The organism is Cryobacterium sp. Y11 (assembly GCF_002929535.1).
Lineage (GTDB): Bacteria > Actinomycetota > Actinomycetes > Actinomycetales > Microbacteriaceae > Cryobacterium.
This window is the reverse complement of the sequence record NZ_PJJO01000054.1, coordinates 99,178-117,032: the sequence shown is the minus strand read 5'-3', so window position 1 is coordinate 117,032 and position 17,855 is coordinate 99,178. Positions and strand designations below refer to the sequence as shown.

General features: G+C 66.4%; 14 protein-coding genes. 9 read left to right on the top strand and 5 right to left on the bottom strand.

Annotated elements, in window-relative coordinates:
* Nucleotides 1-355: 355 nt before the first annotated feature.
* On the bottom strand, nucleotides 356-1,312 hold the full coding sequence (locus CXY75_RS07805; protein ID WP_104082260.1) for a LysR substrate-binding domain-containing protein: 957 nt from the start codon (nucleotides 1,310-1,312) through the stop codon (nucleotides 356-358).
* Nucleotides 1,313-1,469: 157 nt separating this feature from the next.
* On the opposite strand from CXY75_RS07805, the gene CXY75_RS07800 reads away from it, so the two are divergent.
* The 4 genes from CXY75_RS07800 to CXY75_RS07785 all read left to right on the top strand — a co-directional run bounded on the left by CXY75_RS07800 (nucleotide 1,470) and on the right by CXY75_RS07785 (nucleotide 10,720).
* A complete protein-coding gene (locus CXY75_RS07800; protein WP_104082352.1) occupies nucleotides 1,470-5,051 on the top strand; it encodes a bifunctional proline dehydrogenase/L-glutamate gamma-semialdehyde dehydrogenase in 3,582 nt (1,193 codons plus the stop codon).
* Between the two features lie 190 nt (nucleotides 5,052-5,241).
* Nucleotides 5,242-6,264, top strand: a complete 1,023-nt coding sequence (locus tag CXY75_RS07795; RefSeq protein ID WP_104082259.1) for a 3-oxoacyl-ACP synthase III — start codon at nucleotides 5,242-5,244, stop codon at nucleotides 6,262-6,264.
* 308 nt (nucleotides 6,265-6,572) lie between these two features.
* Nucleotides 6,573-9,734: an alpha/beta fold hydrolase gene (locus CXY75_RS07790; RefSeq protein ID WP_233201800.1), complete on the top strand. Its 3,162-nt coding sequence runs from the start codon at nucleotides 6,573-6,575 to the stop codon at nucleotides 9,732-9,734.
* Nucleotides 9,731-10,720 (top strand): NAD(P)-dependent oxidoreductase, encoded by a 990-nt coding sequence (locus CXY75_RS07785; RefSeq protein ID WP_104082258.1) that lies wholly within the window; start codon nucleotides 9,731-9,733, stop codon nucleotides 10,718-10,720. The genes CXY75_RS07790 and CXY75_RS07785 overlap by 4 nt, the downstream gene beginning before the upstream one ends.
* 113 nt (nucleotides 10,721-10,833) lie before the next feature.
* Here the strand turns inward: CXY75_RS07785 and CXY75_RS07780 are convergent, their stop codons facing one another.
* From CXY75_RS07780 to phnF, 4 genes are all read right to left on the bottom strand, one after another.
* On the bottom strand, nucleotides 10,834-11,196 hold the full coding sequence (locus tag CXY75_RS07780; RefSeq protein WP_104082257.1) for a GntR family transcriptional regulator: 363 nt from the start codon (nucleotides 11,194-11,196) through the stop codon (nucleotides 10,834-10,836).
* A complete protein-coding gene (locus tag CXY75_RS07775) occupies nucleotides 11,193-12,185 on the bottom strand; it encodes a hypothetical protein (RefSeq protein ID WP_104082256.1) in 993 nt (330 codons plus the stop codon). The genes CXY75_RS07780 and CXY75_RS07775 overlap by 4 nt, the downstream gene beginning before the upstream one ends.
* 242 nt (nucleotides 12,186-12,427) lie before the next feature.
* Nucleotides 12,428-12,805, bottom strand: a complete 378-nt coding sequence (locus CXY75_RS07770; protein WP_104082255.1) for a GntR family transcriptional regulator — start codon at nucleotides 12,803-12,805, stop codon at nucleotides 12,428-12,430.
* Nucleotides 12,806-13,030: 225 nt separating this feature from the next.
* A complete protein-coding gene (gene phnF / locus CXY75_RS07765) occupies nucleotides 13,031-13,780 on the bottom strand; it encodes a phosphonate metabolism transcriptional regulator PhnF (RefSeq protein ID WP_104082254.1) in 750 nt (249 codons plus the stop codon).
* A 153-nt stretch (nucleotides 13,781-13,933) separates the two neighbouring features.
* Between phnF and phnG the strand changes: the two genes are divergently transcribed.
* From phnG to phnK, 5 genes are read left to right on the top strand one after another with little or no spacing between them, the layout of a single operon-like run.
* A complete protein-coding gene (gene phnG, locus CXY75_RS07760) occupies nucleotides 13,934-14,419 on the top strand; it encodes a phosphonate C-P lyase system protein PhnG (protein WP_104082253.1) in 486 nt (161 codons plus the stop codon).
* A complete protein-coding gene (gene phnH, locus CXY75_RS07755) occupies nucleotides 14,416-15,054 on the top strand; it encodes a phosphonate C-P lyase system protein PhnH (protein WP_104082252.1) in 639 nt (212 codons plus the stop codon). The genes phnG and phnH overlap by 4 nt, the downstream gene beginning before the upstream one ends.
* Nucleotides 15,054-16,184, top strand: coding sequence for a carbon-phosphorus lyase complex subunit PhnI (locus tag CXY75_RS07750; protein WP_104082251.1), 1,131 nt, complete (start codon nucleotides 15,054-15,056; stop codon nucleotides 16,182-16,184). The genes phnH and CXY75_RS07750 overlap by 1 nt, the downstream gene beginning before the upstream one ends.
* Nucleotides 16,181-17,053, top strand: coding sequence for an alpha-D-ribose 1-methylphosphonate 5-phosphate C-P-lyase PhnJ (locus CXY75_RS07745; protein WP_104082250.1), 873 nt, complete (start codon nucleotides 16,181-16,183; stop codon nucleotides 17,051-17,053). The genes CXY75_RS07750 and CXY75_RS07745 overlap by 4 nt, the downstream gene beginning before the upstream one ends.
* Nucleotides 17,050-17,853, top strand: coding sequence for a phosphonate C-P lyase system protein PhnK (phnK, locus tag CXY75_RS07740; RefSeq protein WP_104082249.1), 804 nt, complete (start codon nucleotides 17,050-17,052; stop codon nucleotides 17,851-17,853). The genes CXY75_RS07745 and phnK overlap by 4 nt, the downstream gene beginning before the upstream one ends.
* Nucleotides 17,854-17,855: the final 2 nt, after the last annotated feature.

Here is a 17,855-nt window from a genome sequence, read left to right as displayed (position 1 = left end):
GACGATTTCTGACCCGGAGTCGGGCGGATGATGAGCGACGCTGGAGGGAGTCAGTGTCTGGATCGAGCGGGTGGAGCGCTCTTGTGCGCTTGATTGCCAAATACCGTCGTTCGGGCGCAACCCGAACACTTCATCAGGTAACGGGGGAGGGTTGGCTGCTCACCATGGGCCGGGTTCGGGGCAAGCGTCGCTTCCGAATGGCAATAAGGACAGTGAATTCTCATGTCTTCTCGACTCCCTCGTTCGGTGGGGTCCGCAGCTACACAGCGATTCACACGACGTGCGCGCGGATGTGTTCGATAAGTATGACCCTGAGCGCCGTGGCCTGGCTACCCCTATCGGTCGACTGACGTTCCTAGATCGGGGCGAGCGGTTCGAATGGGCGCGGCGGTTCGAGCGGGTCGGATTCGGTGAGCTTGGCCACCTTGCTCACGGCCCGGTCAAGGGCATCGCGCACGGCGACCACTCCCGGGCGCTGTGCGCTCGAGCGGCGTGCTGCCGAAAACAGGGTGCGGTGGGGGGTGCCGGGCAGGTCGTGCAGCTGCACCGCCGGCATGCGGCCGGCCCAGACCAGGTCCGGCAGAATGCCCACGGCGTTGCCCGATTCAATTAAGCGGATGTGCGCGATCAGGTCAGCGGTCTCGAACCGAACGTCGGGTTCAAACCCGGCCGAGCGGCACAGCTGCGTGGCCCACTGCCGGGAGGCCGTGCCGACCGGTTCCATCACCCAGGGCAGGCCGGCGGTCTCTTCGAGCGTGGCGGCGCTGACCCGACCTGAATCGGGCGGAACCGCCAGCCGCAGCGCATCCGTTGCCAGGTTTACCCGGTCGAGGTCTGGCCAGTGCGCGCGAGTGTGGCCGGGATACTGCTCGGCGAGCACCAGGTCGAAGTCGCGCGCGGCCACCTCGAACAGTCCGCGCTCGGGCTCGCGCTCGGTCACCTCGACCCGCAAGGCCGGATAATCGTCGGCTAAAAAAGTAAGCGCCCGCGGAATCACCGCGAGGGCCGCCGACTGAAACACGGCCACCCGCACGGTGCCAGACACGGTCGTGGTGCTCGCGCGCAGGTCGGCCTCGGCCAGTTCGAGCCGCTCCAGTAAGTAGGTGGTGTGCTCGATTAGAATCTCGGCCTGCTGGGTGAGCTGCACGCGACGGCCTACCTTTTTGAGCAGTACAACGCCGGCCTCTTTTTCGAGCAGCGCGAGCTGTTGCGACACCGCGGAGGGGCTGTAGGCGAGGGCGGCGGCGACCCCGGCGAGGGTGCCACGAATCTTCAGTTCGCGCAGCAGCCGCAGCCGCCTGACATCCAGCATCCGCTACCCCTTACACCCATTGACCCGCCCAAAACCGAATCATTACAAATTGTAACGAATATCATGCATAAACAATTGCTTTTGCTAAATATAGGCTGGCCTCAGACTGGCAATACCAGAGCAGCCCATCCGCGAACGAAAGACTAGTCTCGTGACCATGACCAATGCCTCCACCCGCCCCGCCAACGAGGATTTCAGTTCGGAGGTCGTCGCTCTCGTAAAGAAATGGCTCGACGAAAGCGCCACCATCCCAACGGATGCCGCGGCCGAGCGGCTCGCCGGCGTGCTGAAGGACCCGAACGGCCTCGACTTTACTGTCGGCTTCGTCGACGGAGTCATGCGTCCAGAAGACAAGATGGTGGCCGGCTACAGCCTCGCCAAGGTAGCCAAGAAGGCGCCCGGTTTTCTGCCGCCGCACATGCGCGCTGCTATCGGCCTCGGCGGAATCCTGGGGCCCGTGCTGCCTTGGGTAGTCATTCCAGCCGCCCGAACGGTGCTGCGCCAGATGGTGGGCCACCTCGTCGTCGACGCCACCCCCGACAAGCTCGGTCCGGCGCTCGCGCACCTGCAAGAGGGTGGCAACCGCCTCAATATCAACCTGCTCGGCGAGTCAGTGCTCGGCGAAAAGGAAGCACTCGAACGCCTCGAAGCAACGAGCCGCATCCTGCAACGCCCCGACGTGGACTACGTCTCTATTAAGGTATCGTCCATCGCCAGCCAGCTGTCAATGTGGGCGTTCGATGAGACCGTTGCCCGTGTGATTGAACGACTCACGCCGCTGTTTGAGTTCGCAGCACAATCCGCTACCCCGAAGTTCATCAACCTCGACATGGAAGAATACCGCGACCTCGACCTGACCATCGCGGTGTTTGAGGGCCTGCTTGACCAGCCGCAGCTGGCCCAGCTCGAGGCGGGGATCGTGCTGCAGGCCTACCTGCCCGATGCCCTGAGCGCCATTCAGGGCCTCACCCACTGGGCGCAGAATCGGCGCGCTGCCGGCGGAGCGCCGATCAAGGTGCGTCTGGTCAAGGGCGCCAATCTCGCCATGGAGAACGTCGATTCCGCCGTGCACGACTGGCCGCTCGCGACCTTCGGCAGCAAGCAAGACACCGACACGAACTACAAGCGGGTGCTGAACTGGGCGCTCACTCCGCAGAACACGGATGCGGTCAAGCTTGGCATCGCCGGCCACAACCTGTTCGACGTGGCTTGGGCACACCTGCTCAGCGTCGCGCGCGGCGTGGACGACCGGGTCGATTTCGAGATGCTGCTCGGCATGGCCACCGGCCAGGCGCAAGCCGTGCGTAATGACGTCGGGCAGCTGCTGCTCTACACGCCCGTCGTCGACCCGTCGCAGTTCGACGTGGCCATCAGCTACCTCATTCGCCGACTCGAAGAGAACGCCAGCTCGGAGAACTTCATGTCGGCCGTGTTCGAGCTGACCAGCAACCCCGAACTGTTCGACCGTGAGAAGGCGCGTTTTCAGGCCTCCCTCGACGCCCTCGACGACGTGGTGCCGACCCCCAACCGGGTGCAGGACCGCTCGAGCAGCTACGACCGGGGCCGCCTGGCTGCCGCCCACACGGATGCCCGCGGTCAGATTTCCGACACCGATCCAGACGCCGATCCGCAGCTGACCAGTGCGCTGCTGGGCATCACCCGCGGCTCGGTTCCCCTGCAGCCGAGCTTTCACAACGAGCCGGACACTGACCCGTCGTTGCCCGCGAACCGGGCTTGGGGGCGGCGCATTTTGGCCCGCGCCGACGCATCCACTCTCGGAATCGACACCATTAGCGCCGCGGCCGTTTCCGACGAGGCCGCCCTGAACACCATCATTGACGGCGTACTCGAGGCCGGAGCGGCCTGGGGTCAGAAGACTGGCGCTGAACGCGCCGCCGTGCTGCACCGTGCCGCCCTGGCGCTCGCCGCGAACCGTGACCGCCTGATCGAGGTCATGGCGAGCGAGTGCGGCAAGACCATCACCGAGGGTGACACCGAGGTGAGCGAGGCCATCGACTTCGCCAACTATTACGCCGAACGAGCCAAGGACCTCGACCACGTTCAGGGCGCCATCTTCGTGCCGTCCAAACTCATCGTGGTCACCCCGCCGTGGAACTTTCCGACCGCCATTCCGGCCGGTGGCATGCTCGCAGCCCTTGCCTCCGGCGCTGGCGTCGTCGTCAAGCCGGCCACCCTGGCCCAGCGCACCGGTGCCGTCGTGGTTGAAGCGCTCTGGGAAGCCGGTATTCCGCGAGAGCTGCTCGCGCTGGTGAACCTCGCGGGCGGCGAGCTCGGCGCCACGCTCATCGCGCACCCCGCCGTCGACCGGGTCATCCTCACCGGCGGTTACGAGACGGCCAAGCTGTTCCGCTCATTCCGCCGCGATCTTCCTCTGCTGGCCGAAACTAGCGGCAAGAACGCCATCATCGTCACTCCATCGGCCGACTTCGACCTTGCCGCAGCCGACGTCGTGAAGAGCGCCTTCGGTCATGCCGGCCAGAAGTGCTCGGCCGCGAGCCTCGTGATTCTGGTCGGATCGGTCGCGAAGTCCGAGCGGTTCCTGGGCCAGCTGGTGGATGCCGCGACCTCTCTCAAGGTCGGCGCGGCGAGCGACCCGGTGACTCAGATGGGCCCGATCATGTCGCCGGCCGACGGCAAGCTCTTGCATGCCCTGACGACGCTCGGCGCCGACGAGCACTGGCTGGTCGAGCCCAGGCAGCTCGATGAGACCGGCACGCTGTGGTCGCCCGGCATTCGCACCGGTGTCGCCCCCGGATCGTATTTTCACCTGACCGAGTTCTTCGGACCGGTGCTGGGCGTGATGCATGCGCGCAATCTGGAAGAAGCCATCCGCTTTCAGAATGCTGTCGACTATGGGTTGACCACCGGCCTGCACTCGCTCGATGCCGAAGAATTGGCCCTCTGGGTCGACTCTGTTGAAGCTGGCAACCTCTACGTCAACCGCGGCATCACCGGTGCCATCGTGCAGCGTCAGCCGTTCGGCGGTTGGAAGCGTTCAGCCGTGGGCGCCGGCACCAAGGCCGGCGGACCGAACTACCTCCTCGGCCTCGGCAGCTGGGTCAACGAACCGGGCCGCAACAGCTCGACGCTGCACCTGCGCGGGCTCGAGCAGCGCGTCACCGACATTATCGAAGCGAGCCAGCCGTTCCTCGACTACACCGACTTCGACGTGCTGCGCCGCTCGGCCGTGAGCGACGCTTTGGCCTGGCGCGAGGAATTCAACGTCGTGCGCGACGCGACCGACCTTGGTGTGGAGCGCAACCTGTTCCGCTACCGTGCACTGCCGGTCACCGTGCGCCTGACCGAGACGGGCACTCTCGCCCAGCTGTTGCGCGTGATTGCCGCCGCGACCCTGTCCACGTCACGTTTTGACGTGTCGAGCACCATTCCGGTGCCGCCGGCCGTTCGCAATATCCTCTCCGAGCGGGAGATTGCGGTGTTCATCGAGAGCGACGAGGAGTGGCTGGACCGGGCTCGCTCCGGTGGTCTCACGGCTAGCCGCGTGCGCCTGATCGGCAGCGACCCGGTGCTGGGGGCGCGGGTGGAGGCATCCGCTCTCGCCGAAGCCCTCAACGGCAGCCCGGACATTGCCGTGTACTCGAACGCGGTCACCCAGGCCGGTCGCATCGAGGTGCTGCCGTTTTTGCGGGAACAGGCCATCTCGATCACCGCGCACCGATTCGGCAACCCGAGCACCCTCTCTGATGGGGTGATCTAGGCCGGGTACGAACTGCGGAGATTCTTGTCTGATAGGCCCCCGATCACGTAATTTTGAGGCTTTTCGGCGAGAATCTCCGCGATTCTGCACGGGCGCACACAGGCGGCATACGGTTTACGTACAGTTTCGTGGGTCAAACTCATGGGGGCCGTATGATGATTGCTGCCCACAATTCGACAGGGGTTCACGCTTGAACGGAAACGCGACGACGACGCATCGAAACGTCGCCTTGTTGTCGGTCGCGAGTCTGATGGCGCCGCTGATCACGACGTCAGACGAGATAGATCGACGGTTGAAGCCGGTTTTGACGCGCCTGAAACTACCAACCGGGCTGCTGCAGCGTGTGGCCGGTGTCTATGAACGGCGCAACTGGGGCCCCGACGAGACGTTTGACGACGCCGCGGTCAAGGCCGGCAAGATTGCGCTGCGCGAGGCCGGCATCAAGCCGAGCGACGTTGGTCTGCTGATCAACACCTCGGTCACCCGCAAGCACCTCGAACCCTCCGTTGCCGTGCGCATTCATCACGGGCTCGGCCTGCCATCGTCGGCGATCAACTTCGACATTGCCAACGCCTGCCTCGGCTTCGTCAATGGCATGACTCTCGCCGCGCAGCTCATCGACAGCGGGCAGATCAAGTACGCCGTGATCATCGATGGCGAAGACGCTGACGAGATTCAGACCAACACCATTGAGCGCCTCGGCCGCCCGGGTATCAAACGCAAAGATTTCATGAGCGAGTTCGCGAGCCTCACCCTCGGTTCCGGCGCTGCCGCTGCCGTGCTTGGCCCAGCGGATGCCCACCCCGGTGGACACCGCATCCTCGGCGGTGTGGCCCGAGCTGCCACCCAGTTCAACGACCTGTGTGTTGGCAGTGTCGACGGCATGTTCACCGACGCGAAAGCCTTGCTCAAGGGCGGCATGGAACTGGTGGTGTCGGCCTGGACCGAAGCCAAACGCGACTGGAGCTGGTCGAACATGGATCGCTACATTCTGCACCAGGTCTCGAGCGTGCACACCAATGCCATCGTGAAGGCCACGGGAATGGACAAAACCAAGATTCCGTTGACCTTCCCTACCCTCGGCAACGTCGGCCCGGCCTCCATCCCCATCACACTCGCGCAGGAGGCGTCGACACTGCAGCCGGGAAACCGGGTACTGCTGATGGGCGTCGGCTCCGGTCTCAACACCGCGATGATGGAACTCGTCTGGTGACGATGCTTCTGGAGACCCGCTTCGACACTATGTTCGTCGACGCCGGCGTTTTCGGAGAATGTGGCCATGTCGGTGACTGCCGTGCATGCGGGGCCGACGGGTTTAGGTGGAGCGCCGTGCGAGCTGCCACCGTTGGCCCTGTGGGCCCGCGTGCTGCTGGCGAGATGCCACTTTTAGCTCCTTGGGCCTCTGCATCAACGACGAGATGACACTGGTGGCCCCATTTACTGACTGGACGAGCATCCGCTTCACGGCCCGTGGCCGGCTAGCAGCAGGATCACGGCAGGCCCCTTCGGAGAAAAGACACTGTGATTAATATCCGCACAACCGCAACGTCCCGTCGACTGCCGCGCACGACCCCGGCCCCGGCCGCGCTGCCGCCCGCCGGCCTGGCTGGGCTTGACCCGGAGTGGTCGCGCTTAGTCGAGGTCGTCGAGAGCGATCGGGGGGGCTCGGCGAGTGGCGTGAATCACGGCTGGCACCTGCTCGACAACGGCCCCCAGCTCGACGTGCTCGGCGTGATTCCGGTCGGCACAATCTTGTGTGTGCACGGCAACCCGACCTGGTCGTACCTCTGGCGCGGGCTGCTTTCTGCTGCAACGGATGCAGCACAGTCCGGCGCGCCGGCCTGGCGCGTGATCGCCGTCGACCAGCTCGACATGGGTTTCTCCGAGCGTTCCGGCGGTAGTGCTGACACCGCCGGTTCTGATGTCGGTGTTGGTGGTGCCGGCGCTGCTGCCGGCGCCGCAACCGGCCGCCGCTCTGCGGGTGCTGCTCGCCCACTCGCTCGCCGGGTGCAAGACCTCGGCGACCTCACCGACGCGCTCGATCTGACCGGCCCGGTCATCACCCTGGGACATGACTGGGGCGGAGTGGTATCTCTCGGCTGGGCCGTTGACCACCCCGAGCTGCTGGCTGGTGTCATGCTGCTCAACACCGCCGTGCATCAGCCCGCCAGCGATCCGATTCCGGCGCCACTGAGGCTCGCCCTCGGTCGGGGTGTTCTCGGCACAGCGACCGTCGCGACGCCCGCATTTCTCGACACGACGTTGTCCCTCGCGCATCCGTCGCTATCGAACGAGGTCAAGCGCGGCTACCGTGCGCCGTATCTGACGAGCGCCCGCCGCGGCGGAATCGGCGGCTTCGTCGCCGACATTCCGGTGGCGCCGCGGCACGAGAGTCGGGCGGAACTCGACCGCATCGCCGAGGCCGTGCGTGCGCTCGTCGTGCCGACGCTGCTGCTCTGGGGTCCACGCGATCCGATCTTCAGCGACCGCTATCTCGACGACGTGGTCGAGCGGATGCCGCACGCTCGCGTGCACCGTTTCGAGGGCGCGGGTCACCTGCTGGCCGAGGATGCGGACTACGCCGCCGCCGCGCTGCTCTGGCTGGGGGACTGCGTCATGACCTCTCCCGCCGACCCGGCTCTTTTAGGCGAGTCGCGTTCCCGCCATGGCGATCTCGGCAAGCTCGATCAGCGGATGGGAGCGCCCGGCGCGCCGCCCGCGTGCAATTCACGACTGGAGCCCGTTGTGTCGGGGGATGCGGCCGCGCCATCTTCGTTGGTCGAGCTTGCCGCGGAACCCGAGAACCCGCTGGTCGAGCTTGCCGAGACCGCCGCGTCGGGGAGCGGGGCTGCAGGCGCGGCCGCGCCATCTTCGTTGGTCGTGTCTCGACAGACTCGACAACCGGCCGAGGCCGCCGTGTCGGCGAAGGCTGCGTGGGAAGCGGCCGGGACGCATCCGCTGTGGTATTACCTTCACGAACTGCAGGGCTCCGACGAAACCGCGCTGGTCGACATGCAGCCGGCCCCGCGCACGGTCAGCTGGCGGCTGCTGTCGCGGCGCGTGCGCGAGATCGCCGCCGGCCTCGTCTTCATCGGGGTCAAGCCCGGTGACCGCGTTTCACTTCTGGTGCCGCCAAGCGCTGACCTCACCGCGGTGCTCTACGCCTGCGTGCGCATCGGTGCGATCGTGGTCGTAGCGGATGCCGGCCTCGGCCTTCCCGGCCTCACTCGCGCCGTGCGCGGCGCCCGGCCCGACTTCGTGATCGGGGCAGCTCCCGGCCTCATGGCCGCCCGCGCCCTCGGCTGGCCAGGGCGCAAAATCTCCACCGCCCGCTTTCCAGCACCGATGGCCGCACTCCTCGGCATCGAACATACCCTCGCTGAGTTGACCCGACTCGGCGCAGCTCGGCTGACAGCCGGAACCGAGCTCCCGCCTGGCCCCGTCCCGAGCGACCCGGCGGCCGTGCTGTTCACCTCCGGATCGACCGGCCCAGCCAAGGGTGTCGTCTACACCCACGGCCAACTCTCCGCCGTCAGCAACGCCCTCTATCTGCAGTACGGCGTCGGCGTCGGAACCGGTCTGGTTGCCGGATTCGCCCCGTTCGCCCTGCTTGGCCCGGCCCTCGGCGCCCGTTCGGTGACCCCTGATATGGATGTCACGGCGCCGAAAACCCTCACCGCCACCGCGGTCGCGGCCGCCGTTGCCGCGGCTGATGGCGATACCAGAGGCTCGACGGTCGTCTTTTTGTCGCCTGCCGCGCTCGTGAACGTCGTTGCGACCGCCGATGCGCTCACGCCCGCCGATCACGCCGCCCTCGCCGGGGTGCAGCGCTTTCTCTCGGCCGGAGCGCCCATTTCTGAGAGCCTGCTCGCCCAGGCCGCCGCGCTCATGCCGGGGGCAACCGCGCACACGCCGTACGGCATGACCGAGGGCCTGCTCATGGCCGATATCACGCTCGCGGGTATCCGGGACGCCGCTGCGAGTGTGGCGATGCCGATAGCGGATGCTGCCGCGCACGACGACGCGTCGGTCGCGGGTGCGGCAACCGCGACCGCAAAGCCGGCCGGGGGAGTGTGCGTCGGACGGGCTACCGCGACCACCCGCATTCGGATCAGCGCGCTTGACGCTAGCGGGGCATCCGTTGGTGAACTGACCGAGGAACCCGACGTGACCGGCGAGATCGTCGTGTCGGCGCCGCACGTCAAGGATCACTACGACCGGCTCTGGCTTACCGAACGCGCCTCGCGCCGCGGCGCGGTGCCGGGCGAACGCTGGCATCGCACCGGGGACGTCGGCCATCTCGACAGCGCAGGACGCCTCTGGGTGGAGGGCCGCATGCCGCATGTGATCGTGACGGCGGGCGGCGTGGTCACCCCGGTCGGTCCGGAGCAGCGCATCGAAACGCTGCCCGATGTGGCGCGCGCGGCCTTCGTCGGCGTCGGCCCGCTCGGCACCCAGCAGCAGGTCGCCGTGATCGAAACCGTGCCGCCGGCCCGGCGGGTGCACCGGGCATCCGCTTCGCTGGCCGAAGCCGTGCGCGCTGTGGTTGGGTCGCCGGTCGCCGCCGTGCTCGTCGTGCCCGGCCTGCCAACGGATATTCGGCACAACTCCAAGATCGACCGCAGCCGGTTGTCGCGCTGGGCCACCGGCATTCTCTCTGGCGCACGCTGGACTAAGCCATGAGAGTACTCGTGACCGGAGCCAGCGGCTTCCTCGGCCGCGCTGTCGCCGCTAGCATCAGCGCGGCCGGGCACGAGGTGCGCACCTTTCAGCGGCGGCCGTCCGGCCTGGCCGGCCTCGAAGACGTGTACGGCTCGATCACCACCCCGGCCGATACCCCCTACGCCGGCCTCGCCTATGCCGTGAGCGGCATGGACGCGGTCGTGCACCTCGCCGCCAAGGTCTCACTTACCGGCGACCCGGCCGAATTCGAGGCAGTGAATGTCGGCGGCACGCGCACCGTTTTGCAGGCTGCTCGGGATGCTGGCGTGTCCCGTTTCGTCTACGTCTCCTCGCCGTCGGTGGCACATTCCGGGGCGTCGATCATGGGCTCCGACGCGCTGCCGGCCTCGCCGGAACATGCCCGCGGTGACTACGCCCGCACCAAGGCGCGCGCCGAGCTGCTCGCGCTCGCCGCCGATGCCCCTGGTTTTAGCGTGGTCGCCGTGCGCCCGCACCTGGTCTGGGGCCCCGGCGACACCCAGTTGATCGAGCGCATCGTCGATCGCGCCCGCTCCGGCCGGCTGCCGTTACTCGGGCATGGCGCCGCCCTCATCGACACGACCTACGTCGACAATGCGGCCTCGGCCATTCACGCGGCGCTCGATGCCTGTGAACGGGTGCATGGCCAGTCCTACGTGATCACCAACGGAGAACCTCGCCCGGTCGCGGAACTCCTGGCTGGAATCTGCGCGGCGGCCAACGTGGCAGCGCCGGCCTGGCGGGTGCCGGCATCCGCTGCCCGCGGTGCTGGCTCGCTCATTGAGGCGCTCTGGCGGCGTCGCCCGGGAACCGACGAACCGCCGATGACCCGGTTTCTGGCTGAACAGCTCTCGACCGCGCACTGGTTCGACCAACGCCGCACTCGCGCCGACCTGGGCTGGGCGCCAGCAGTCTCCCTCGACGAGGGCTTCGAGCGCCTCGCTGCCCACTATCGCGCCGGCCGCTAGCCCACTCCCTGCCTCAGTACTGCGACCGGGCCCGGGCGGTTTGGGCACGGGAGGCGCAGGCGTGCCGCAAGCCGGGCGTCTACGAGCGGATGTCGCGCGCCCCGTGCCCGCAGCTACGAGCGAAACCCGAGGGCCGCGCGCGCATAGCTAAGCGCCTCCTCGGGGGTGACGCCGAGCTGCCTGGCCGTTCCGGCGAACGCGGCGGCGGCGTCCTGTACCTGCTGCTGGGCCGAGTTTCCGGTCGCGGCGATGAAGGATCCGTTGCGCCCGCGCGTTTCGATCACTTCGAACCGTTCGAGCTCGCGGTAGGCGCGGGCCACGGTATTGGCGGCGAGCCCGAGATCCGCAGCCAGCTTGCGCACGGTTGGCAACCTGTCGCCGGGCGCAAGGTCACCCGAATGCACCGCGGCGAGTACCTGCACCCGTACCTGTTCGTAGGGCGGCGTCGCCGAACGAGGGTCGATCAGCAGAATCATGCCGAGGTCTTCGCTTGGCTGCCTTCGTCGGGCCAGCTGTCGGCAGATGGGCCTCGACGGTGCCGGTCTAACTCGGCGGCCGTCTCCGGCCAGAGCCGGCGCAGATAGTGCGTCGTATTGCGATTGCGTAGGCTCGTGACGCTCCAGCTGACCAGACCGACCAGCAGAATCGGACCCATGATCGTGAACGATCCGACCAGAATTTCCCCGACCGAACCCGGCGCGGGCAGGTCGATCCCGTCGCTCAACGAAAAAAACAACACGCACGCGCTCACCGCGGCAATGATCCCAGGAATTCCCACCAGACTGCGCAGTGTGGTGCTGCGAAAGGCGTCGTTCCAGGCGAGCTCGATGAACGTGCTGGCCGGTTGCCCGCGGCCCAACAGCGCGTTGGCCGACGCCCAGGTCACCAGGGCGGAGGCGGCCGAAAGTGCCAGGAGCAGCCCGGCTGGCCAGAGAATCGTTCGCACCGAGACATCGTCGAACGCCCGCTCCGGGTTGATCGCGATGACAGCGAGCACGGCAATGTAGCCGAGGGTGGCCAGCGCCAGAAGGCCCAGCGAGAAGGTTCGGTCAAGCCGCGTGACGTAGTCGGCCAGGATGGGCGACGTGCTCCGAGCCAGTCGCGGCGTGTCGGATACCGGTGCCCACGCCGACCGGGAATCGTTGACGATGAGGGCAATCGTTGATCCGACGGTCATCGCCATAATCACAAAGAGTGCGTTCCACGGGCTGGTACTGCCGTGCAACACGATCACCGCGGCGACTCCGACGACGAGTCCAGCCATCGACCCCAGTTCCCCGGCGCGTTCGCGGCGGTAGATTCGGCGCGACAGCTCGGGAACGATTTCCGGGACCAACGCGAGTCCGACCTGCTGGGAGTAGGCGTGCAGCATCCGCTCGCGTGGTTCGGCCCGAGCGATATAGACCAAACGGATGCCCAACCCGGCCATTACCAGCCCCGCCACAACCACAAAAAATGCGTCCACGAAACCCTCCCTTTGTGTGTGTTTTGTACCAGAGTAGCAATACAAAATCGGGTTGGCAATCGACGCCCCCTGCCCGCGCCTTGTCGCCCACTATCGTGGCGGCCCTACCCCCCGCCCTGCCGGAGTGCTTCGACCGGGCCCAGGCTCGGAAGTCGGGCCCAGGCTCGGAAGTCGGGCCCATGATAGATCGTGGACCCACGGACCGGGCGCGGGCCCGGTCGGTTGAGTACACTCACGGGCAGTTACGAGCTCGAATCGCGCTCCAGCGCTTCGGTGACGAGCGCGAGCGCTTCGGCCGGACTTACGCCGAGTTGGTTCATCCGGGCCGCAAAGGAGTCGGCGGCCGCCTGCGCGTGCCGCTCCGAAGCATCGCCGTCGGACGCGATGAATGACCCAAATCGGCCACGCGTTTCGATCACGCTGTCTCGCTCCAGCTCGCGGTAGGCGCGGGCGACCGTGTTCGTAGCCAGGCCGAGTTCGGCAGCGAGGGCTCGCACGGTTGGCAGCCGGGTGTCGTGGGCCAGCCGGCCGGAGCGCACCGCCGCGATCACCTGGCTGCGCAACTGCTCGAACGGCGGCGTACTCGACTGGGAATCAATGACAAGAAATGAGGCGGGCACGGGACTCTCCGTTCAAACGTTATGGGTATTTTGCCCCGCTACAACGGATGCTGCAACTACGTTCTTGCGTACAATACGGCAAAACATACCGACGGAGCGTGTGAACTGGCTTTCCGCACTCCTACCGCGTGATATCTCGGTATGTGCGGGTCAATTTTCAGCACAATTGTGGGGCACGCGCAGATCGATTACCCGGTCATCGACGTGATCGTTCGCTCAGATCTGTTAGTCGGCGCGCGGGTGCTCGATGTCTAACCGCACGCGTTGCGCCGAAAAGCGCGTCATGACGTGCTGCAGCGGGGTGCCATCGGGCAGGGTGTCGAGCGCCTCGGTGACGAGCACGATCGCGCCGGGCCCCAACGTGAGTAACTCGGACTCCGTTATGGTGGCGTGTCGCGCGCCAACGACGGTCGACGCGCGCACATAGTCGTCGATACCGCTCGCGTGCAGCGCCGCAGTGACTGATCCGGTGCGCCGCAGAGCAGTCGCGATGTCGGGCACGCGCTCGACATCAAACCAGTGCGTACTCACCGAGATCTGCTGCCCGCCAGCGGAACGCGTCGTTTCGACCCGGATCGCCCGGCGGCCGTCAATTCCCAGCCGCCGGGCGATCTCTGACGGTGCGTCCTCGATGGCGTTGTGCAGCACGCGGATGGTCGCCGATGCGCTTTGGTCACCGAGGCTGGTTGTCATGCGGGTGCGCAGACCGATCCGGTGCAGGCGCACAGCGTGGCCGGTCACAAAGGTGCCGCTGCCGCGCCGAGATTCGACCAGCCCCTCCTCTGCCAATGCGGCGATGGCCTGACGTGCCGTGTGCCGGTTAACACCGAAACGCTCGGCGAGCACATTCTCAGTGGGTAGGCGGTCGCCCGTGTGCAGTCGGCCGCCGTCAATGTCCAGGCGCAATTCCTCGCTGATCAGGCGCCAGGCTGAGTATCCGCTGTTCGATCGGGAGACCGATGGGTGATCCGTCACGGGGTGTCCTTGTTGTTGGTTCACCGGACGTTCATCTGGTGGTGGCCTCCGCGTCGACCGGGAGGCTTCTGTCTTCAACCTTAGGGGCCTAATCTTTGGGTTGTCTAGATAAATAGACAACTTGGGAGCATGTGAGGCGTGAAGGGATCGAACATGAGGGCACAGGAGAAAACAGCGGATGAGCGTGCCGTTGAAGAGCGGCGCCGCGCCGCGCGAGTGCTCGCAGGAGCCTCGCACGCCGACTTGGCCGCACTGTGGGCCGCGTGGGGGGAGCAGCCAGAGGTCGCATACTTGCGGGGCCCGGAAGCAGGCTTGGTTATGGTGCAGGGCCGAATCGGCGGCACCGGCGACCGCTTCAACCTCGGCGAGGCGACCGTTTCCCGGGCAACCGTGATGCTCCATGGCGCCGGCGCCGACGAGGCGAGCGGCACGTCGTACGTGCTGGGCAGCCACCCAGAGCACGCCGGTCTCGCCGCCGTCTTCGACGCGCTGCTGAGCGCGCCGACACAGCGGGAACGCGTACTCACCGACGTTATCGAGCCGCTCGAACGCGAACAGACCAAGCGCGACTCGGCGGCCAATGCCGACGCACGCAGCACGGTTGTCGACTTCTTCACCGTTGCAAGGGAGCACGAATGAGCACGCTGATTCCACAGAACCTCACGCCCGGATTCGCGAACCCGGTGCGCGACGCACAGCGGGTGTTCCGCGCTGTGCTCGAGGCACTCGCACGCCCGACCACGCCGCAACCTGTCGAGGTGGACCTGCTGCCCCCCGCGCCGCTCGGGGTGACCATGGGGGCCGTTATTCTGGCGCTGTGCGACGAGCAGACCCCCCTCTGGCTCGACCCCGCGCTACGCGCCGCCCCCGAGGTCTGTGCTTGGATCGCCTTTCACACCGGCGCGCGCATCGTCGATCAAGCGGATGACGCGGCGTTCGTTATCGCGTCATCGCCGTCCACGGCGCCGCGCCTGGCCGACCTCGCACGGGGCACAGACGAAGAGCCACACCGGTCAGCAACACTCGTGATCGATGCCTGTTGCGCACCCGGTATCGGCTCCCTGACAGCGACCGGGCCGGGCATCCCTGGCGTCGCTCACTGGGACGGCGCCGGCCTGCCGAATGAATTCCTCACTCAGTGGCACGAAAACCACTCGAACTTTCCGCGCGGCGTTGACCTCATCCTCGCGGCCGAGACCGCGGTGCTTGGCCTGCCACGAACAACCGCGCTGATTGCTGCGATTGCCCACACTGATGAGAAGAGGAACGCCTAATGTACGTCGCCGTCAAGGGAGGCGAGAAAGCGATCGCCAACGCGCACGCGCTGCTCGCCAAGCGCGGGCGGGGCAGCATCGATGCCCCGCGCATCGACTACCCGCAAATTCGCAATCAGATGGGCGTGCTCGTCTCACGCGTGATGGCCGAGGGCTCACTATACGACCCGGAGCTCGCCGCCAAAGCACTGCTGCAGGCGCAGGGCGACGTGCTTGAAGCGGTCACGCTGATGCGCTCGTACCGCACGACGCTGCCGCGGTTCGGTATTACGATCGCGGTCGACACCGTCGGCCTGCCCTCGGAGCGCCGCGTGTCTGCGACGTTCAAGGATATTCCCGGTGGTCAGCAGCTCGGCGCAACGTTTGACTACACGCACCGCCTGCTCGCCGACGAACTGCACACCCCGGAGGTAGCAACCCCGGACGTGCCGATCGACGAGCCGATGCCCCGGGTGACCGATCTGCTCGGTGCAGACGCGCTCGTTGAGCGCGATCGGCCAGACGAAGGATGGACCGATCCGGATCCGGGCGACCTGACCCGCGAGCCGACCGTCTTCCCAATGAGCCGAGCCGAGCGCCTGCAGGCCCTGACCCGCGGCGACGAGGGCTTTCTGTTGTCGCTGGGCTATTCCACGCAGCGAGGCTTTGGCAATAACCATCCGTTCGTGGGTGAGGTGCGCGTCGGCGAGGTCGAGGTCGACTTCTTCGCCCCCGAGATCGGGTACGCCGTGCCGATTGGGCGCATCGAACTGACCGAGTGCCAGATGGTCAACCAGTTCGTTGGCAGCGCCGATCAGGCGCCGCAGTTCACCCGCGGCTACGGGCTCGTCTTTGGCCGAGCAGAGCGTAAGGCCATGTCGATGTCGCTGGTTGACCGCACGTTGCGGCACGAGGAATTTGGCGAGCGTATCGTATCGCCAGCGCAGGATGAGGAATTCGTGATCGCCCACGCCGACAACGTTGAGGCTGCCGGCTTCGTCGAGCACCTGAAACTGCCGCACTATGTCGATTTTCAGGCGGAACTCGGGCTGATCCGCAGCCTACGCCGTGAGTTTCAGGCGCGTCACCCCGCCGAGCCGGCCGAGGCGCCTGCGACCGACAACAACACCCTGATCGAGGAGAACGCATGAGCGGCCCACGGATCGTGTACAACGAGGGCTACCTCGACGAGCAGACCAAGCGGGTCGTGCGTCGTGCGCTACTCAAGGGCGTCGCCATCCCCGGGTTCCAGGTGCCGTTCGCCTCACGTGAGGTGCCAATGCCCCGCGGCTGGGGCACCGGAGGGGTACAGCTCACCGCATCGGTGATCGGCCCGGCCGACACGCTGAAGGTGATTGACCAGGGTGCCGACGATACGACTAACGCGGTGTCCATCCGGGCTTTCTTCGAGAAGGTAGCGGGCGCCGCCAGCACCACGCGCACGGATCATGCCACGATCATCCAGACCCGGCACCGGATTCCCGAGACTCCGCTGACCGAGAAACAGATCGTGGTGTACCAGGTGCCCATTCCGGAGCCGCTGCGTTTTCTGGAACCGCGCGAGACCGAGACCCGGCGCCTGCACGCGCTCGAAGAATACGGCCTGATGTACGTCAAACTCTACGAGGACATCGCGAAATATGGGCACATCGCTAAGACGTACGACTACCCGGTGCTCGTGAACGGCCGATACGTCATGGCGCCGTCACCCATCCCGAGCTTCGATAACCCCAAGATGCACCAGAGCCCCGCACTACAACTGTTCGGAGCCGGGCGGGAGAAGCGCATCTACGCGATCCCGCCATACACCGACGTGGAGAGCCTCGGATTCGACGATTTCCCGTTCGAACCGCAACGCTTCGACCAGCCCTGCGAGATCTGTGAGTCCACCGAGGTGTACCTCGACGAGGTGCTCATCGATGATCACGGCGGGGTCATGTTCGTGTGCTCCGACACCGATCACTGCGAGCGCACCCTCACGGCACGCGAGCACGACCACATTACCGAGGTGAATGCATGAATGACGAAACGCCCCTCCTGAGCGTGACTGGTGCCAGCCATCGCTATGGCGACCGGTACGGCTGCCGCGATGTCAGCTTCGATCTGTGGCCCGGCGAGGTGCTGGCCGTCGTGGGCGAGTCGGGCTCGGGAAAAACCACCCTGCTCGGCATGCTGGCCCAGCGACTCGCACTCGATGAGGGTTCCATCCGGTACCGCACGGCGCGGCAGAACGTTGCGGGCGGCGCGCGGGAAGACCTGCTGGACCTGTCGACCCTGAGCGAACGCGAAGTGCGCCGACTCTGGCGCACCGACTGGGGCTTCGTGCACCAGAACGCCGCCGATGGACTGCGCATGCACGTCAGCGCGGGCGGCAACGTCGGCGAGCCACTGATGGCGAACGGATGGCGCCACTTCGGCCAGATCCGGGCCGAAGCCGAAGAGTGGCTGCGCCGGGTGGAGATCCCGACCGATCGGATGGACGATGCGCCAACGCTGTTCTCGGGCGGTATGCGCCAGCGCGTGCAGGTTGCACGCAACCTCGTGTTCGGCCCGCGCCTCGTCTTCATGGATGAGCCGACCAGCGGCCTGGACGTGTCCGTGCAGGCACGCCTGCTCGATCTCATCCGCTCGCTGGTATCTGAGCTCGGTCTCGCTGTCGTGATCGTCACGCATGACCTCGCTGTGGCACGCCTCATCTCCCACCGCACGCTGGTGATGAAAGACGGCGCCGTGATCGAGTCCGGCCTCACCGACCGGGTGCTCGATGACCCGCAGGCCGCCTACACCCAACTGCTCGTCTCTTCGATCCTCCAGGGCTGATC